Here is a 17,781-nt window from a genome sequence, read left to right on the forward strand (position 1 = left end):
GTCCCCTTTTTTATGAGATCAACACTGATATCTCATAACTAATATCTCAATATTATTTTTATATATTTGTTATATGAAGAGGGTGCTCAGCTTATTCAGTAATAAATACTTCCTTTCTACAACAGTCTTTGTGGTCTGGATGATGTTTTTTGACAGGAATGACCTGATGTCGCAGGCCGAATACCGGGCTCAGCTTGATAAACTAAAGGAAGAAAGAGACTTTTATATCGAGGAGACCGGCCGGGTAAAGAAGGACCTTGAAGAGCTAACGACAAACAGGGAAAAGCTTGAAAAATTTGCCCGCGAAAAATACCTGATGAAGAAAGCAAACGAGGATGTTTATGTTCTTATTCCCGAAAAGGATAAAGAAGAGGACAAAACTCTGTTTTGATCTTCGATATATTGCATTTAAAACTAAGTTGTGAGTTTATCTGGTAAATCTGCTATTACCGTCTTAACTGCGGTCGTTTCATTTTCGACTGCCCAGGTATTTGCCCAGGCTGACAGCAGTGCTTCCAGGAAATTAATCATCCTCGATAAAACTACAACGCTCATTCAACCCGCTTCCGCGCTTAACTACATTGGAGAAATTAAGGGGCGCTCATATATCAAATTAACTCTCCATCCTTTAGAAAAGAGAGGAGCTAATTCTGACGAAACGACCGGCATTGAGCAGTATAAAGGAAGCTACTATGAGTCTGTAAGTGGCAAAACCTATACATTAACAGGCAGTTTTGACCCGGGAACCAAAATATGGAATCTAAAATGTTATAATAGCCGAAAACAATACGTTTCGTTATTTCAAGGCAGGGAAACATCTGAAGACGTCATTGAAGGCGTTTGGAAAAACAAGCACCAAAGTCTCTCCTTTTATCTTTTCAAAAAAGACACCCAAAATTGATTATAATTCTCCGCTCCGTTTTCTTACTAACCATTCGGTGCTCAGCAACACAATAATCATAACAAAAATCCATTTCATATCTATCATCTCTTCGAATGTCCTGTTCTCATAAGAAATAGTCTTTACCAGCTCATTTTTCGAAACACGTTCATACAAGTCATCTATGCCGTCAGGCATTACCATTTCACCTCCGCTTTGCTTCGCTAAAACATTTAAAAGCTGATGATTTGCGATTGTCTGTCTCAATTCAACGCGTTCTTTTGACACGATAAACTTCCCCTCTGCCTTGTATTTCCTTTCTCCTAACTGCGTTACCGCTCCAAAAGAATACTCTCCCGAAGGCAAGGATCCTGCATCGAGAGCATACGCATTACTGGTTCTGGAAAACTGGAAAGGAAATTTTCTATTTCCGTTGCCGCTTAACACCACCGAAACATCGGGAGTATTTATAAGTTCATTTGCGTCATTATACAATTCAGCATTCAAAAGTACATGATCATTCTCATCAAATGCATTACGAGCTGTATAAACCCTGAACTTTCTCTTATCATCCTTTTCAGACAGGTACTGCACCGATTTTGCAAGCAATGCATCTGTTGCATTATGATTCCCTCTAAGCCTGAATTCATTGAGCCTCCATCGCCATATTCCCTCGCCGGCGAGAACGCCAACCTTTTGTTCTGAAGTATTAGAAAACAGCAAGAGAGGCCGGTCTGATAAAATGCTGCCTAATTGCTGATAAAGAAAAATGGATGCAGGAGATTTTATCCTGTAGCTGCCCGACGGTGAGACTAAAGGACCTAGGGCAGATAGCTGCTTTGCAAGCCCGTCAGGAATTACAAATGTATGGAAATCACTATTCACACCGGCTGTTGCTTCGAGCATACTTCCTGCAGACGTTATTTCGAGAAGATGCTGTGACTGGGAAAGCGCGGGAATGTTGCTTTGGGCACCCGTAATGAACAAAACCGGCTTCCCGCGCATTTTCCGAATAAGGCTTTGCATAGGTACAGAAACAGAAGGAAGCTGATGAAGGATCAAAAGATCCGCATCTTTCATACCCCCAGCCTCTGCCCCTGAAGCTAGTCCGCTGCTGACTTCATAGTTTTTGTTTGACTCTATAGCCTGCTTTAATGCGGCAATGTCCGGATGCGGAGAGTTAGCCAGTATAAATACTTTAACTTTTCCTTCAAGCACTTCTACAAAAAAGTCCTCTTTATTGTTTTCTATTGAAAGTTCACCCTGAAGAGGTGAGAGCGCGACCGTAAAACGATGAATGCCCGCCTTCCCTGCATGTAACGTAACCGGTACGGTTACTTGATACTCGTTAGACCGTATCTCTATTTCCTTCCCGAAAACCTGTCCATCCTTATCTGAAACCGTTAAGCGGCTCCTCATTCCCAGGCTCTGATGTGCTTCTATGCTCACTTCTGCCTGAAAGTCATTACCCGACCAGACTATCGAATTATAGTTTATGTTAGCTACCAGGAGATCCTTCCTGGGAATAGTATCGCCTAAAGCAATGGTAAAAACCGGAGCCTTTAAAGCCCTGGCCTCATATTGCGGATTGCCTCCGCGATTATAAATACCGTCACTTGCAAGAATAACTGCGCCTATATTGCGATTAGCAAACCGGTCGTTTATAAAACGAAAAAAGGAATTGATGTCTGTAGTAGTTTCATTGAAATGGAAAGAACTTCCCGGCCTAAGCTGCGATCCCAGGGTAAACGAACGTACCTCATATGCAGAAGCAAAACGAGATTGTAATGCTTTAACTTTAGCAGAGTAAGCCGCCAAATTAAAGTTCAGAGGCTTTGAAACATTCAAAGAGGCCGAATTGTCCTGAGCAAAAATAATCAGCGGTTTTTCTGTTATCCTTTCGGTTTGCTTAACAAAAGGAGCAAACAGAAGAAAACATATAACTGCGGCAGTTAAAAACCGGAATGTGAATAACCAGGCTCTTGCGGCCGTAGAAATGGAGTTCCTCCTGTTGTATAAAGCGAAAGCATAACCTGCTCCGAGTAACAGACTAAACAGTAACCACAGAAAAGAAACACCACTCAACTGAAGCATAAAAATAAGCTCTTAGCAATAAGCTATTGGCAGTAAGCAAATAGCATTTGTAGCGTCTCTGTTAAAATTAATCTTTGTTTATTTCTGCTTAACCAATAGCTAATGGCCAACCGCCAAAGGCAAAACTTCGGCTAAAAGCCGAAGTTTATAAAGTTTACAGCATTCCTCCGTCAACGGCCAGTACCTGCCCGGTAACGTAAGCACTCATATCTGATGCAAGGAAAACACAAACATTAGCTACATCATCAGTTTCGCCAGCTCTCTTCATAGGAATATTCTGCTCCCAGCCTTCTACCACTTTGGGATCGAGTACCTCTGTCATCTCGGTTTTAATAAAACCGGGGGCAACAACATTTGTTCGGATATTTCTTGAACCAAGTTCTTTTGCCATTGACTTTGAAAATCCAATAATACCAGCCTTAGACGCAGCATAATTGCCCTGGCCCGCATTACCCTGTACGCCCACAACAGAACTCATGTTGATGAATACACCTTTACGGTTCTTCATCATAATTTTGGATGCAGCCTTGGTTACATTAAAAATTGATTTGAGGTTCACCTCTATCACCTCATCCCATTGCTGTTCACTCATTCGCATTAACAAACCATCTTTGGTTATTCCCGCATTGTTTACAACGATATCAAGCGTACCAAAATCAGCAACAATATCATTGATCAATTTCTCAGCAGCATCAAACTTAGAGGCATCAGACTGGTAGCCCTTCACTTTAGTACCTGCCTGCTGCAACTCCTGTTCTAAGGCTTGTCCTTTCTCTACAGAAGAAAGATATGTGAAAGCAACGTTAGCGCCATGCTCTGCGAACTTTTCCGCAATTTTCCGGCCTATCCCTTTTGAAGCCCCGGTAACGAGAGCTGTTTTTCCTTCAAGTAATTTCATAAAGAATAATTATAGAGCACGAAGTTAAGATTTTTTTAATATTAGTGCCCGGGCCACATTCACATGTAACCGCAACTGATTCCCTCTCCAAAGTGAACCGGAGCACGCAGAATTACACATTTCTCTCCAGGTGCTCGAGGATAGAAACCGGCCGTTTGTCTTCACCCAAAGCGACAAAAGTTAAAACGCCATGAATAGCCAGTTCCCTATGTTCCTCATACATTTGCTCCACATATATATCAATACCTACCTTCAAACTGGTTCTTCCCACTTCTGTAACTTTTGCCACCAGTTCAACGATCGTTCCTGAAGGAATGGGTTTATTAAAATTGATACGATCTGAGGAAACAGTAACTACAGGCAGACGCGTAAAACGGGTAGCTGCGATAAAAGCGGCCTCGTCCATCATATGCATAGCAACACCACCATGAAGAGTATCATAATGATTGGTATTTGTAGCAAACACAGGCTTAAACATCCGTGTTTCCGATTTTTCTATACGTTCTTCAATATTCATTTACCACAAAGATAGTCAAAAGGGGAAAGCGGAAAGTTGAAAGTTAAGAGTTAAAAGTTCAGAGCGAAAAGCAGAAAGTTCAGAGTAGAAAGTTAAAAGCAAATGGCGAACGCTAAAAGCGGAAGCCAGGTCAATTGGATGTTATATTAAAGGCTGCCAGCTGTTTACTGCAGGCTTTTAGCAGTCAGCCTAAAGGAAAGCAGGGGCTACCTTAAACTTTCAGCTTTTAACTTTCTACTTTAAACCTCCTACTTTAAACTTCCTCTACTTCCCAGCTGGAACAAAGTTCATAGAAATTGAATTCACACAATGCCTAGTATCTTTGGATGTAAAGCCTTCTCCCAAAAAAACATGTCCTAAGTGCGCGCCGCAATTCGCACAAACGATCTCTGTTCTTCGGCCATCGGCATCCGGAACTCTTTTAACGGCTCCTTTTATCTCGTCATCAAAACTTGGCCATCCGCAATGAGAGTCAAATTTATCTTCCGAGTTATAAAGAGGAGCATTACACCGCTTACAGGTATAAGTCCCTTTTTCCTTATTATTCAAATATTCCCCAGTACCAGGGTATTCAGTTCCCTTGTTAATAATAACCCGTTCTTCCTCCGGAGTTAACTTATTATAATTCATATTTTTAGTAGTTTTTACAGGTTGATCACTTTTAACCTTTTTATCCTGCCCACACGAATAAAGAGTTGCAAGTAAGAGACAGTATAACAAACAGATAGTTTTTTTCATTCCCGTTTTTTACAATATAACGAAATAAAGGCGTCTCTGATATCTGAATGAGAAGATCTTACAATTCTACTACCTATTTAGCTTATGAACAGAATCATGTACTTTTGCTGTCATGAAAATTACTCTCCTCGTACTTGGGAAAACGGAAGACAAATATCTTAAGGAGGGAATCGAAAAATACACCAAGCGGCTTAAACACTATATCAATTTCAGTATAGTAGAAATTCCTGAGCTGAAGAACACGAAGAATCTCAGCGAGGATCAGCAAAAAACAAAAGAATCGGAATTGATTAGAAAGTTCGTCAGTCCTGCCGATCACCTTATCCTGCTCGACGAACGGGGAGAAGAATTCACGTCGTCTCAATTTGCTGGCTTTATTAACAAAAAAATGCTGGGGAGTATCCATAACCTGGTATTTGTTGTTGGCGGTCCTTATGGCTTTGACCATACTATTTACCAGGCGGCAGGCGGCAAAATATCTCTGTCGAAAATGACTTTCTCTCACCAAATGGTGCGCTTGTTTTTTGTTGAACAAATTTACAGGGCTTTTACCATTTTAAAGGGTGAGCCATACCATCACGAATAAAAACTACGTTAGTAAGTTATGCAGATCGATCCGAAAAAATACACAAGAAATTACAGGTTCAGAGGAGGCAACACGGGAAGTGAACAAAAGCGCTTTTGGATTTTCCTCGTTATAGGACTGTTGATAGGAATGGCTATTGTCTATTTATTTTAAGCAATTGACAGTGGACAATTGATAATGGACAGTTGACAAGGGACAGTGGACAATGGACAGAGAATAGGAAAATGCATTTATGAAATTATATGCTCTATTCAATTAACCATTATAATGTACTATTTTATATTTCTTCATTTTCAATTGTCAACTGTCCACTGTCAACTTTCCATTGTCAACTGTCAGTTGCCTTAATCCTGCGGAGCAGCTGAAGCAGGTGCTTCTTCTGCAAAGAGGGGCAGTTCCTTTAAGATATTAAACCAGTTGACTATCTTCTTAATATCGGAGGCATATACTTTCTCCTCGTCGTGACCTGGAGCAACTTCCCTAAAAAATGACCGTAAGCTCTTACCGTCAGCCTTCGCATCAGGCACAGATGAACTTTCTTTTATTCGTTCAAAGATTTCGATTAACTTCAGGTCATCATCTTCACCAAAAATGGTAATATCCTCGAGAGAGGCCATCTTAGACGTTGAAAGATTTACTACAAGCTTTAATTTCTGTTCATCAAGACTCTCAAGCACGAAGCCTGATTTATTCTGTCCTATTACTTTATACAATCCCGGTTTACCCGAAACGGATACTATTCCTCTTAAATTCATGATTTTATATTAGATATGAGGTGTGAGTATTTAGATTATCTCAATACTCTTCACTCAATTCTTACTCCTCAATTATGTCAATTCCCAGGATTTTATCGCCCTGACGAATGTCATCTACAACATCCACGTTCTCTACAACTTTGCCGAAACATGTATGATTCCTATCGAGGTGAGCAGTATTCTTCCGGCTGTGGCAAATAAAGAATTGTGAGCTTCCTGTGTCGCGACCTGCATGGGCCATGGATAATACACCCCTGTCATGGTACTGATTGTCGCCCGTCAGCTCGCACTTAATACGAGTACCCGAACCTCCGGCTCCTGTACCTGTTGGATCGCCCCCCTGGATTACAAAATCAGGAATTACACGGTGAAAGGTAACACCATCATAAAATTTTTCCTTAGCCAACTTCAAAAAGTTCGCTACAGTATTCGGAGCATCTTTGTCGTAGAACTCTACGGTCATGTCTCCTTTTTCTGTTCTTATAATCGCTTTACTCATAATCTTTCAATTTTGAATCGGCAAAGTTAACAATTTTTGGCTATTGACAGTGAGCTAACAACTTTTAGAATTAGTAATCAGATGGCAGTTGTCGGCCAATCAACATTCACCAGTTTATTAAAACACAGCTTACATTCCTTATCCTCAACCTGCAACATACAACCTCATTTCATTTAAGTACTTTTGTATGGTAATCTTTCGTTATCAATAGCATGCGCAGACTAAATATCGTTTTACTTCTGATTTTCATTACGATCAGTGCGCGGGCGGCTTCCATGTTAATACCCATGGATGAAGAACAGAAGAACCACCTGAAGGCATACGGCCTTACCTACTGGGTATTAAAAAATGGGCTCGAATCAAACTGGCTGCTTAACTATAGAGGCGGCAGTTTTCTGATGAACTACAACCAAAACGTAGAAAGCGAATGTAAGATCAGAGGAATATCCTATGAAGTGCTGGCAGACGCAAAGGCAAGTGCTATTCTGACGGAAATCAGCAACCCCGAAGTGAACATGGAAATTGTTAAGCTCGAAAAAGCGCCAAAGATTGCTGTTTACTCGCCAAAAAACAAGTTGCCATGGGACGATGCAGTTACATTGGTACTTACCTATGCTGAAATCCCTTACGACATAGTCTATGATGAAGAAGTGTTGAAAGGCGAATTGCCTAAATACGACTGGCTGCACCTCCATCATGAAGATTTTACAGGTCAGTACGGACGGTTCTGGTCGGCTTTTCGCACTGCACCCTGGTATACTGAAGATGTAAAGCTGCAGGAAGCTACAGCCCGGAAACTGGGCTACAAGAAAGTATCGCAAATGAAATTGGCAGTGGCAAAATCTATAAGGGCCTTCTGTGCTGGCGGCGGCTTTCTTTTCGCCATGTGCTCGGGCACCGATAGCTTTGATATAGCGCTTGCTGCCGAGGGGACTGATATCTGCGAAAGCATGTTTGATGGAGATGGCGCCGACCCTAATGCTCAGTCAAAATTGGATTTTAACCAGACATTCGCTTTTCAAAACTTTAATATTGACCTTAATCCCTATAATTATGAATTCTCGAATATCGATGTAACCCAGTCACGAACGCTGCAGCAAACAGAAGACTTCTTTACGTTATTCGATTTTTCAGCTAAATGGGATATTATTCCGACCATTCTAACCCAGAATCACGACAAAGTAGTAAAGGGTTTTATGGGACAAACCACAGCTTTCAGAAAGTCTGTTCTCAAACCGGATGTACTGGTGATGGGAGAAACAAAAATTGCAGATGAAGCACGTTACATACACGGCGAATTTGGGAAAGGGCAATGGACATTCTACGGGGGGCACGATCCCGAAGATTATCAGCACGCTATTGGCGACCCGCCTACCGATCTTAGTCTACACCCCAATTCCACCGGATACCGGCTCATCCTAAACAACGTACTGTTTCCCGCAGCAAAAAAGAAGAAGCAAAAAACATAAAGAAGGCCCGTGTCTTTCGGAATGTATCAGCAGGGCGAGAGTTGAGTTATAGGTTGGGGTTGCAGGTTGTAAGTTGTAAGTTGCAGGATGCGGGTTGCAGGCCACCAGGACAAAAGTCAAAATCGCTTTAATTTCTTGTAAAAGAATGATATAAAGCATCTTATACTTATTACATACAACTTATTACTTACAACCAGCTTTAATCGTAAAAATTCCAGCTCACGCCATATTTCAACAGGGCGCTTGGCATAGGATATCTGTTCACTGTATAGTATCCTTTTGAGAACAGTCCCTGGTTGAGGTAATCATAGCGGACAAATATATTTGCTCTCCGCAGTGAAAACCTCGCCCACACGTCTACGATAGGATATGACGAGAATTTAGCAGGATAGCCATTATAGAATTGACTAATATTTATGGCGTATGAAGGTGCCAGGAAAGCTGTATTCATCTTTACGTCGAACCCAAGATTTGCAGCAAGAGCGTTCTTAAAGAACCTGTTGCCGTAGTAAAAACTATTATAGGTATAAAACTCAGGTACCCTAAGCAAATCCTGATAATCTGTCTTTTGGTATACAGCGTAGCTTTCCAGGTTGAAATTACCCATTCTGAATGTTTTACCTGCCGAGAGCTTCAACATACTGATGTTGCCCCCTTCCTGCCGGGGCTCTATTACATTAGGGAATGTAGTTTCTGCCAGGTACAGATAGTTAGTCATTAGAAAATATTCCGCTTTAAGGTTAAACCGGTATTTGGGATTAACATAAGCGAACGACAAGTTATTTATTTTGGTCTTATCAAAGCTATTATCCCAGTTGTGATAAGTATAATTCAACCTATCATAAATTTGTTCGGGCGACTTATTCTGCGAATAGGCTCCCAGAATGATCCGGCCAACTGAACGGCTCAGGTTAAATTGTGCCTGCGCCTCATAAAGAAAATCACCAGCGTTTCTCCCCTGAAAAACCTGCTGAAGGTTCCCGTTTATAGTAACACGGTTACTGAAACGGTATCCGATATTGCCCTTGAAGGTTATATTCTGAAAACTCAGGTCATACCCCTCCTGATTATATTTGTAAAGGTCGTGCTGCAATCCCAGGTCGAGCTTCACTTCATTTTTAATAAAGCTTACAGCCTTCCCCCTGAGGTAAAAACTATACATAAACTCATTTCTGAAGTTACTCACCGTGGTAGTATCAACAACAAGAGCGGCATCATTGGCAATGTCGGGGAAAACATTATAAGGGTCGGCGTCATTTTTATAAAAGCGGTAGAAGTCTTTTGTATAGTTTAAAGAATGCGACAAACGCTGCGTTGGTAATACCTTAGACGCCGAATCTTTAACAAGGCTATCAATCCTGCCGATATAGTAAAACTGTTTCAAAAAGAAACCTTTCTGCTTCGACGTCTGCCGTACCGGGTCACTTGAATTATTTAGCCTGACCGTTTCCTGCGCGGCTCCCAGAGTGCTGGTAGAATTGAATATGGTGTCGTTAAGCACCGACCCGTTCTCCTCCGTCTTTAACGTATTGAAAAGTCCGTTCACCATAATATTATACCTCTTCTTTGGTGATTCATACCAGGTGAAAACAGCAGCATTCATGTGGTCGGCATTCTGATTACGATATGTTCCGCGTGCCCCGATTCGAAAATAATTGGCACCTACATTCCAGTTCGGTTTTATATTCTGAGTGTGTATCACCCTGAGGATTTGTTCGGCAGTGGATCCATTGACATAGTAAAGTGAGGTAAATGGCGTCCGGGCACGGTAATATCTCAGAGAGTCCTGCGTGAGGCGATAAATATCCATCGAATGAAAACCAGGATCAAAACCAATAGTCTTCGAGGGGTTAAATAGCATCTCCCTGTATGGAAGACCCAGATTCCCAAGGTTGACTGTAGGTCTTTCAGGCTGATTCAGTGGATTATAGTTATGAAAACGATATAAAGTGGTATCGATGGGCACCGTTTGCGTACTGTCTTTCAGCAAACCAAGGTTTGTGTACCTGATATATTTCGAATTAAAGATGAGTGTATCACGGGCCGCTTCCTCAAGCTTTCGAAGAGAATCCAGATCCGAGCCCTGCTCTGCCTTAACCGGCTCCTGTGCAAACGCTTGGATCCCTAACAGCATAAGCACTCCCGTAAGTACAACTAATAAATATTTCATTAAAAATATATTATAAAGTAGCCAGCAGCTCTTTAAGGATCAGTGTCATCTTAGGTTCAGCTCCCTCAGCAACCTTTAGTATCTCTTCTACGGATATCGGATCAGGACTCGTCTGAAAGCCCTCATCTGTGATGACCGAGACAGCAAACACCGGAAGCCCCATATGATTTGCAACAATAACTTCCGGAACAGTACTCATGCCAACCGCATCACCCCCAATTATACGAAGATATCTATACTCTGCACGGGTTTCAAGATTTGGCCCTGCCACCGATACGTAAACGCCCTTATTGCATCTAATGTTATTAGCCTTTGCTATTTCAAGCGCTTTTTCTATCATTTCCTGACTATAAGGCCTGCTCATATCAGGAAAACGCGGACCGAAATCATCGTAATTCCTGCCTCTCAATGGATTATCCGGTTGAAGGTTGATATGATCTTCAATGATCATCAGATCGCCTTTAACAATCTCAGGGTTCAGTGAGCCGCTCGCATTTGACACAAATAAATGTTTAATCCCCAGCGCCTTCATCACTCTTACCGGAAAAGTGATCTGCTTCATATCATATCCTTCATAATAATGAAGTCGTCCCTGCATTGCTACAACCTTCTTCCCTTGTAAAGTACCAAAGATCAATCGTCCGGAATGAAATTCTACGGTTGAAATGGGAAAATCAGGAATATTGGTGTACATCAGCTTGTGCTGTATTTCAATTTCACTCACCAACCCACCCAGGCCTGTTCCAAGTATAATACCCACTTCAGGCTCAAAATCGCCGATACGTTTTTTAATGTACTCTGTTGTGCTGTAAATGTTCTGAAACATATCTTTCTATTAAATAATCAAATTTATTTGCATCGGGTTCATGTATGCGTGCCCTTACCGGCAGATAATAAACCGGGAGAGCCGACAAAAGTTCAGTAAGCTCAGGATCCATCAGCCGCTGAGAGTCTTTCTCAGTGGTGACGATCAACTTTAAGGCCGCTCTATCCTGTTTAAAATCTTCTGCAAGTTTAGCAATATTTTTCGTGCTGAAAGGATGATGATCGGGGTAATCGTAATGACTGATCTTATTGGTATAGCCTTCCAGCTTACTTAACAGAGGAGAGGGATTGGCTATACCTGTAATAAGGAATAGCCGCGTCTCCTGATCTATCTTATCGAGCGGAATTTCCTGCCCTTCTCCAAATAAGGGAATAAGGTTCCCATACTCAAGAAAAGAAAAATATATTGATTGATAACTAAAAGGCTTGAGCCGTCGTACCATCCACGTTTTGTGTTCGGGTGAAAGCACCTCAGGAGTCTTGGTTACCACCAGCACATCCGCCCTTTTTCTTCCCCAAAAAGGTTCTCTTAAATTTCCCGCGGGGAGCACCAGCATAAAATCACGAAGACGCGTATAATCAAACAGAAGGATATTAAGACCTGGTTTGACAGCCCTGTGTTGAAAGGCATCGTCCAGGATAATCACCTCATGATCGTTGCGGAGATTCTCAATACCAGTTACTCTCTTCTCGGCGACGGCCACGGTGATCGGGACAAACTTACGCCTGAACTGAAGAGGTTCGTCGCCCGCCTGCTGCGCTGTATCCGAAGTTTCTACGATTCTGAACCCTTTAGTCTTTCGCCCATACCCACGGCTAAGAACTGCAACTTTCCGTTGATCCTTCAGCAAACGGATAATGTATTCAGCCATGGGGCTCTTTCCGGCGCCACCTACTGCAAGATTTCCGATACAGATCACCGGAAGATCAAATTTTCGCGACGAAAAAATACCGGCGTCATACGCAGCATTCCGTAGCAAAATAATCAATCCGTACAGCCATGAAAATGGAAGCAAAAGAAGACGCAAATATTGCATGCCGTAAAAATAGGGTTAAATTAACGAGCTGCAAACAAATATGCAGCTGCATCAAATACACTAATATGCAAAGGTGGGCAGATTTTTATGCCAGAAATAGCAAGTATTCCCAACATTCGAAAATTATTCTTGCAAATTCAAAAATTAAATCATTGCTTTGCATTTCAAAGTTCTTTTACAAATGAAAGAAAAAGACATTTATTCGGAGCTTAGTTCTATCAGAAGTTTGATGGAGCGATCCTCTAAATTTATTTCACTGAGTGGGCTCTCAGGCATTTTAGCGGGCATATACGCGCTGATCGGCGCCGGCATCGCTTATAAACTGGTTTATAGCGGGAATGCTGGTCTTGGTTACAGGGACTTCTATATCAACGAGCCTCTGATTTTATGGCAACTCTTTTTCATCGCGGCAACGGTATTAGTTCTTTCGCTCATTACGGGGGTTTGGTTAACCATCCGTCAGGCTCGTAAGAAAGGAGAAAACGTTTGGAATCCTGTTAGCAAACGATTACTTGTAAACATGTCAATCCCGTTATTCACAGGCGGCTTTTTTATCCTGATACTGCTGCTCCGCGGGGAATATGGTATCATAGCGCCTTCCTGTCTGATATTCTATGGCCTGGCCCTCATCGCAGGCAGCCATTACACTTTTTCAGATGTAAAATGGCTTGGGTTCTTCGAGATTGTTCTTGGCCTGGCAGCGGCCTTACTTCCAGGTTATGGAATAGTATTCTGGACAATCGGATTTAGCCTGCTCCATATAATTTACGGCTCTGTTATGCATTTTAAATACAATAAGTGAAAATTCCATTAGAACAATTTGATAAAGCTTTTGAAAACCGGCTGCGTCTCCAGATAATGAGCGTACTGGTAGCCAACGAGAGTTACGATTTTAACTCTCTGAAAGAGCTATTGAATGCAACCGACGGAAATCTTGCCTCCCATCTTAAAGCCCTGGAAAAAGAACAATATATCACTGTAGAAAAAAGTTTCATAGGCCGTAAACCCAACACCCGCTACTCTGCTTCAGCGACAGGTCGTAATGCTTTTAAAAAACATCTTGAAGCCCTCGAAAATTTAATCAGGCAACAAAAAAAGAATTAATTCAGCCCCCTCTTCCTTTATAAAAGTCGCCTTATTACCATGCCTAAAGTGCACATGACATTTTATCAGGGCATCCCTTATTTGGTAACAAATGAGGAGTAAATCAGGTCGTAAATATGCTTCAATTTGTATTGTAAATAACGAAGCAATACAAAATGAAAAAACACAATTTTATTATGATTCTGGGGATCCTGTTTCTTCAAAACTATTCAATAGCTCAGGATACAACAAGCTGTGGCGAGCATAAGGTGAACATACCACATTATAAAGCAGAGCAAGCATTTGAGGTAGAATCCTTATTTCCAATGTTCTTTACAGGTGGGTTTCATGCAGCTATTGGATATAGATATGGCAAGTTTCGCCTCAGGGCAAGTGTCATCAACGGAGGAGATTACAATGCCGAGCCCGCCGGACTGGATAATCAAAAGGATACGTTCAAACGGTTCTATAAAACCTCGCCGGGCTTTTTTCTGGGATACAACATATGGAAAAATCTTGAAACCTATACTTTCGTAGAAATGCACACTTTTGCTGTAGAACAGAAAGCCACAGGAAGGAGACAGAACATACGCAGTAATGATTTTGGAGGAGGTGTCAGCTACCAGTTTTTCTTTGGCAAATATGTATACCTTCAGCCTGGATTACACCTGTATTTGCGGAGCGACAAAAGTCGTGATTTTAACGGAGAAAGATATACTATTCCTAATGCCGATATTTCTCCTGTTATACGCATAGGATTCAGAATTTGGGAGAAACAGTAAGCAGACAATTTTTACGGGCTAATGTTCTCTTTACTCCGGTATATTCCATTTCAAGGCACGTTTATAACCAGTATCTTTGATGGTATAATGGGAACAGCCATCGACCTGAAAGATCAGGTACTAAAAGTATGCAATCTGAATGAAAAGGAGTGGGATATCTTTTCCAGCCATATCCGTTATAAAGAAGTACAAGGGAATCAATTTCTGCTCAGACAGGGGAATATTTGTGATTTTGTTGGCTTTATCAGGTCGGGAAGCTTTGTATATTCACGTTTCCTTGAAAACGGAGAAAGCTTCACTACTGATTTTGGATTTGCCGGGCACTGGATTACGGATATCTACAGCCGCCTCAACCATTTACCGTCTTTTTTGAATATTATCGCATTGGAGCGGTCGGAGGTGTATTTGCTTCAGAGTGAAGTATTGGATGAGCTGTATATAAAGATACCAAAGCTAGAACGTCTTGGAAGAGTATTGACAGAGAATGCTTTTATGCGCATTGTGAGGCAGACATTGAACCTTCAGATATCTGATGCTAAAGAACGCTATCTCCAGCTAATTCATGATGAGCCTGAGATAATACAAAAAATCCCACTTTATCATATTGCTAATTACCTGGGCATTGCCCCGAAGTCGCTCAGTCGCATCAGGAAAGAAATTGTAACAGGGAATCCTAAATGATGCTTTTCAGGAATTACTACTTGTTATCTCCAATTCCTCACTTCCACTCAGCAGGCCCAGCGTACTGGCCAGAGCAGCTTCCACTGTTCCTCCGTAAATACCCTGATAGGCAGCTTCTCCGGCAAAATAGATCGTGTCTGCTACAGGCGCAGCAAGTACTTCAGAGGGTTGCGGAACACTTACAGTCGGATAGGTATAGGCACCGTTTGCAAACGGATTAGCGGCCCAGTTAGAGATCTTAAAGGCTAAAAGAGATTTTTTTAGTTCTGCCCTTTCCATATCAAATATTCTGCTTAATGAGTGTAAAGCCATTTCCAGCAGCTCGTCTTCAGTTGCATTACGGTAAGATTCGGCATCCGGACCGCCCAGCCATCCTGTAAGTACCGGATGGCTCAATGGGTACTGTGTCCACCATGTAGGAAAAGCTTCATCGGAAAATATAAAGCCTGTATCAGTACCCGTTTTCGCTTCCCAAAAGGCGCCTTCAAAATACAGCACCGCTTTTATGACAGATCCAAAACCGATTGAACGGATCAGTGCGATCCTTTCAGGCAAAGGAGGATTAAACTCTATGGCACCGGGTTCAGTCACCTCCATCTTTAACACTCCGACTGGTACGGTAATAATAATCTTTTCAGCACTATAACAATTACCCGAAGAAGTTATAACTTCGGCAAAGCCCGTCCGCCAGTTGACTTTTTTTACAGTTTCTCTATAGCATATTTCGGCTCCATACAAAAGACATTCACTCTCCATAAAATCAATCAGCCGGCCGTATCCCCCTTCAATCCTGTATTGTTCGCCCTCTTCCTGCTGCCATTCCTTCGAGAGCGATAACGAACTGGCGTAGTCGGGGTCAGCAGCATCAAATCCTTTAGCAAAATCCAGCACCGACTCTCTCAACCCTTCATATTTCTCTCCGCCAATATACCGGCTCAGAAATTCTGACAGGCTGATATCCTCTTTCAGCGACTTCAGTTTTTCCATTACAAGCGACCAGTCATCTTCGTCTCCCCGCTGTTCCTTGCCTTTAAACATTCTTACACTTTTTCCATCAACAGGATAATAATGGATTCCTGCCTCCTTAAGAAGGGCCATAGTGAGCGGAAGTTTCCCGTGTATAAATTCGGCACCTAACATCACGGGCTGAGGAAAACCGGGCTCCCGCAAATCTGCAATCCGTCCTCCTGCCCTGTCTGCAGCTTCGAGGATCAGTACTTTTTTAAAGTCCCTGGTTAGTTTACGGGCGGCAGCCAGGCCTGAGATACCAGCGCCAACTATAAGAACATCAAATTGTGGCATATTACCATCATTATATGTTTTCAACAATTAGAGAAGCGACTAGTTTGCTATATAACACAAGCAGTGCTCTGCCTACTGTTACAATCAACAATAAAGTTTAAATGTATCAATCATAAAGGATTTATCAAAACTTCACCCTCTTTCCATTCAATGAGGCGATATCGTTTATGGCCGCCTTTGATCGTTGCCGAGGTTTCGTCTTTTTAGGCACCTTCTTCCCATTGGGCCACATCGCCTCCCGCAGGATATCGTTGCCGAAGTATTCCAGCATGTCAAACACCCGCTGGGGCCGCCCCGATGATTTCATCTCCCTGACGTCATCATCCACACGCTTTTCTCCGTAACCTGCAGGCGCTTCGTCCTGAGATGGATAGGTGGCGATTAGGGCCGCAGGACTATACTCTTTGGTGTTCATGCTCTCATAGCGCAGCTCATAATCGTTGTAATCCAGGCAGCTTACCGAAGCCACCAGGATCAAAAGGCTCCCCTGGGGCACCTCTCCCTCAAACAGCAGCTCCTGCGCTGCTACCCTCTCCTCTCTGCCCATCTCCACATCCTTTACACCCACATATTCATAGAACTCCTGCCTGAAATTGAAGGCTACCAGCATGAAGCGCAGCCGGTACCGGTCGATCTTCTCCGTTTTAAAGGGCGAAACAATATCTCTTTGGGCATTGATCTCTGGAAGGCTTACCAGCACCTGTCCTTGTTCATTACGCCGCACTGCCGGTTTTACCTTCAGGCAGTCGGAGAGCCTGCTGTGGAGGTTAAACTCCATCCCTTCGAGAAAACCCAGCTCGCCGTCGTGCAGGTCGCGTTCCCCGCGTCCCTTGCTGCGGCTGTTGCGGATACACTGGTAAACTGTCCGCGAGAGGCGGTTGATCATACCACCGTCGTAAAGATCGCGGTATGCCGGAAGGAAGGCCTCGCGGATGATCCTCCCGCAGCTGCTGGACATGCCGAACTCCGAGGAACTCTCCCTGCTGGCCTCTGTTTGCTGAAACTTTTTGGGCTGGCCCTGAACAATGGTCATGCCCCTGTACCTGCGATAGATGACGTTCCCGGCCTTGCCGTGGATACCGCCTTTAGTGTCTAAAATTGCCATATATCAAGCTATTCTGCTTTTACAGCAGCCAGCCATCAGCAATACGGTAAAGGAAACAGCACTGTCCGGGATATTAAGGTCTTGCAAATGCCTGCCTGCACGGAGAGTAAAGTTGGCGATAAAAAGAAAAAGATGCAGAAAAAACTGCAATTTAAAACGGATATAAAATGCAGAAAATGAAAACATTGGAGAGGTGCAGCCCTCACCGGCGTGTAGTCCGGCTGAGTATGTTGCAAAAGAGAACCATTACAAAACCAGCAGTGAGCCCACGTTTTGTATGAAAAGGTGGACTTATAATGGGCTTTGCATGGGTTGGGTATGGGTTCATAGGTACCCGGGGGATAACGGGGTTAGGGTTGG

At 42.7% G+C, this 17,781-nt stretch carries 19 protein-coding genes; 8 read left to right on the forward strand and 11 right to left on the reverse strand.

Going from position 1 to position 17,781, the window contains the following annotated elements; translation table 11 throughout:
• Positions 1-73 precede the first annotated feature (73 nt).
• Both BDE36_RS20985 and BDE36_RS20990 read left to right on the forward strand, forming a co-directional pair.
• Positions 74-391 (forward strand): FtsB family cell division protein, encoded by a 318-nt coding sequence (locus tag BDE36_RS20985; RefSeq protein WP_128770500.1) that lies wholly within the window; start codon positions 74-76, stop codon positions 389-391.
• A gap of 30 nt (positions 392-421) precedes the next feature.
• Complete coding sequence (locus BDE36_RS20990; RefSeq protein ID WP_128770499.1) at positions 422-901, forward strand: hypothetical protein; 480 nt, start codon at positions 422-424, stop codon at positions 899-901.
• On the opposite strand, the gene BDE36_RS20995 is transcribed toward BDE36_RS20990, so the two are convergent.
• The 4 genes from BDE36_RS20995 to BDE36_RS21010 all read right to left on the reverse strand — a co-directional run bounded on the left by BDE36_RS20995 (position 902) and on the right by BDE36_RS21010 (position 5,127).
• Positions 902-2,974, reverse strand: a complete 2,073-nt coding sequence (locus BDE36_RS20995) for a hypothetical protein (RefSeq protein ID WP_141816376.1) — start codon at positions 2,972-2,974, stop codon at positions 902-904.
• Between the two features lie 154 nt (positions 2,975-3,128).
• Entirely contained in the window at positions 3,129-3,872 is a 744-nt protein-coding gene (fabG, locus tag BDE36_RS21000; protein WP_141816377.1) for a 3-oxoacyl-[acyl-carrier-protein] reductase, read from the reverse strand.
• Between the two features lie 112 nt (positions 3,873-3,984).
• The gene (locus tag BDE36_RS21005; RefSeq protein WP_128770496.1) at positions 3,985-4,389 is read right to left on the reverse strand and encodes an acyl-CoA thioesterase; all 405 of its coding nucleotides are present in this window, start codon (positions 4,387-4,389) and stop codon (positions 3,985-3,987) included.
• 264 nt (positions 4,390-4,653) lie between these two features.
• Positions 4,654-5,127 (reverse strand): methionine-R-sulfoxide reductase, encoded by a 474-nt coding sequence (locus BDE36_RS21010; RefSeq protein WP_128770495.1) that lies wholly within the window; start codon positions 5,125-5,127, stop codon positions 4,654-4,656.
• Between the two features lie 112 nt (positions 5,128-5,239).
• On the opposite strand from BDE36_RS21010, the gene rlmH reads away from it, so the two are divergent.
• The gene (rlmH, locus tag BDE36_RS21015) at positions 5,240-5,713 is read left to right on the forward strand and encodes a 23S rRNA (pseudouridine(1915)-N(3))-methyltransferase RlmH (RefSeq protein WP_128770494.1); all 474 of its coding nucleotides are present in this window, start codon (positions 5,240-5,242) and stop codon (positions 5,711-5,713) included.
• A 344-nt stretch (positions 5,714-6,057) separates the two neighbouring features.
• On the opposite strand, the gene BDE36_RS21020 is transcribed toward rlmH, so the two are convergent.
• On the reverse strand, positions 6,058-6,468 hold the full coding sequence (locus tag BDE36_RS21020; protein WP_128770493.1) for a DUF5606 family protein: 411 nt from the start codon (positions 6,466-6,468) through the stop codon (positions 6,058-6,060).
• Between the two features lie 61 nt (positions 6,469-6,529).
• On the reverse strand, positions 6,530-6,967 hold the full coding sequence (locus BDE36_RS21025; protein ID WP_128770492.1) for a peptidylprolyl isomerase: 438 nt from the start codon (positions 6,965-6,967) through the stop codon (positions 6,530-6,532).
• A gap of 287 nt (positions 6,968-7,254) precedes the next feature.
• Here BDE36_RS21025 and BDE36_RS21030 point away from each other — a divergent pair, with 287 nt between their 5' ends.
• On the forward strand, positions 7,255-8,436 hold the full coding sequence (locus tag BDE36_RS21030) for an asparagine synthetase B (RefSeq protein WP_202616942.1): 1,182 nt from the start codon (positions 7,255-7,257) through the stop codon (positions 8,434-8,436).
• Between the two features lie 199 nt (positions 8,437-8,635).
• Here the strand turns inward: BDE36_RS21030 and BDE36_RS21035 are convergent, their stop codons facing one another.
• The 3 genes from BDE36_RS21035 to lpxK are packed head-to-tail and all read right to left on the reverse strand — an operon-like array spanning position 8,636 to position 12,468.
• Complete coding sequence (locus BDE36_RS21035) at positions 8,636-10,606, reverse strand: putative porin (RefSeq protein ID WP_141816378.1); 1,971 nt, start codon at positions 10,604-10,606, stop codon at positions 8,636-8,638.
• 10 nt (positions 10,607-10,616) lie between these two features.
• Entirely contained in the window at positions 10,617-11,432 is an 816-nt protein-coding gene (locus tag BDE36_RS21040; protein ID WP_141816379.1) for a purine-nucleoside phosphorylase, read from the reverse strand.
• The gene (gene lpxK, locus BDE36_RS21045) at positions 11,395-12,468 is read right to left on the reverse strand and encodes a tetraacyldisaccharide 4'-kinase (protein WP_141816380.1); all 1,074 of its coding nucleotides are present in this window, start codon (positions 12,466-12,468) and stop codon (positions 11,395-11,397) included. The genes BDE36_RS21040 and lpxK overlap by 38 nt, the downstream gene beginning before the upstream one ends.
• 181 nt (positions 12,469-12,649) lie before the next feature.
• Here lpxK and BDE36_RS21050 point away from each other — a divergent pair, with 181 nt between their 5' ends.
• The 4 genes from BDE36_RS21050 to BDE36_RS21065 all read left to right on the forward strand — a co-directional run bounded on the left by BDE36_RS21050 (position 12,650) and on the right by BDE36_RS21065 (position 15,014).
• Positions 12,650-13,270: a hypothetical protein gene (locus BDE36_RS21050; protein ID WP_141816381.1), complete on the forward strand. Its 621-nt coding sequence runs from the start codon at positions 12,650-12,652 to the stop codon at positions 13,268-13,270.
• Positions 13,267-13,572 (forward strand): winged helix-turn-helix domain-containing protein, encoded by a 306-nt coding sequence (locus BDE36_RS21055; RefSeq protein WP_141816382.1) that lies wholly within the window; start codon positions 13,267-13,269, stop codon positions 13,570-13,572. The genes BDE36_RS21050 and BDE36_RS21055 overlap by 4 nt, the downstream gene beginning before the upstream one ends.
• Before the next feature lie 155 nt (positions 13,573-13,727).
• On the forward strand, positions 13,728-14,333 hold the full coding sequence (locus BDE36_RS21060; RefSeq protein WP_141816383.1) for a hypothetical protein: 606 nt from the start codon (positions 13,728-13,730) through the stop codon (positions 14,331-14,333).
• Between the two features lie 21 nt (positions 14,334-14,354).
• Complete coding sequence (locus BDE36_RS21065) at positions 14,355-15,014, forward strand: Crp/Fnr family transcriptional regulator (protein WP_244939632.1); 660 nt, start codon at positions 14,355-14,357, stop codon at positions 15,012-15,014.
• A gap of 6 nt (positions 15,015-15,020) precedes the next feature.
• Here the strand turns inward: BDE36_RS21065 and BDE36_RS21070 are convergent, their stop codons facing one another.
• Positions 15,021-16,316 (reverse strand): flavin monoamine oxidase family protein, encoded by a 1,296-nt coding sequence (locus BDE36_RS21070; RefSeq protein WP_141816384.1) that lies wholly within the window; start codon positions 16,314-16,316, stop codon positions 15,021-15,023.
• 124 nt (positions 16,317-16,440) lie between these two features.
• Entirely contained in the window at positions 16,441-17,421 is a 981-nt protein-coding gene (locus BDE36_RS21075) for a hypothetical protein (RefSeq protein WP_141816385.1), read from the reverse strand.
• Positions 17,422-17,781: the final 360 nt, after the last annotated feature.

Source organism: Arcticibacter tournemirensis (assembly GCF_006716645.1).
GTDB classification, from domain to species: Bacteria; Bacteroidota; Bacteroidia; order Sphingobacteriales; family Sphingobacteriaceae; genus Arcticibacter; species Arcticibacter tournemirensis.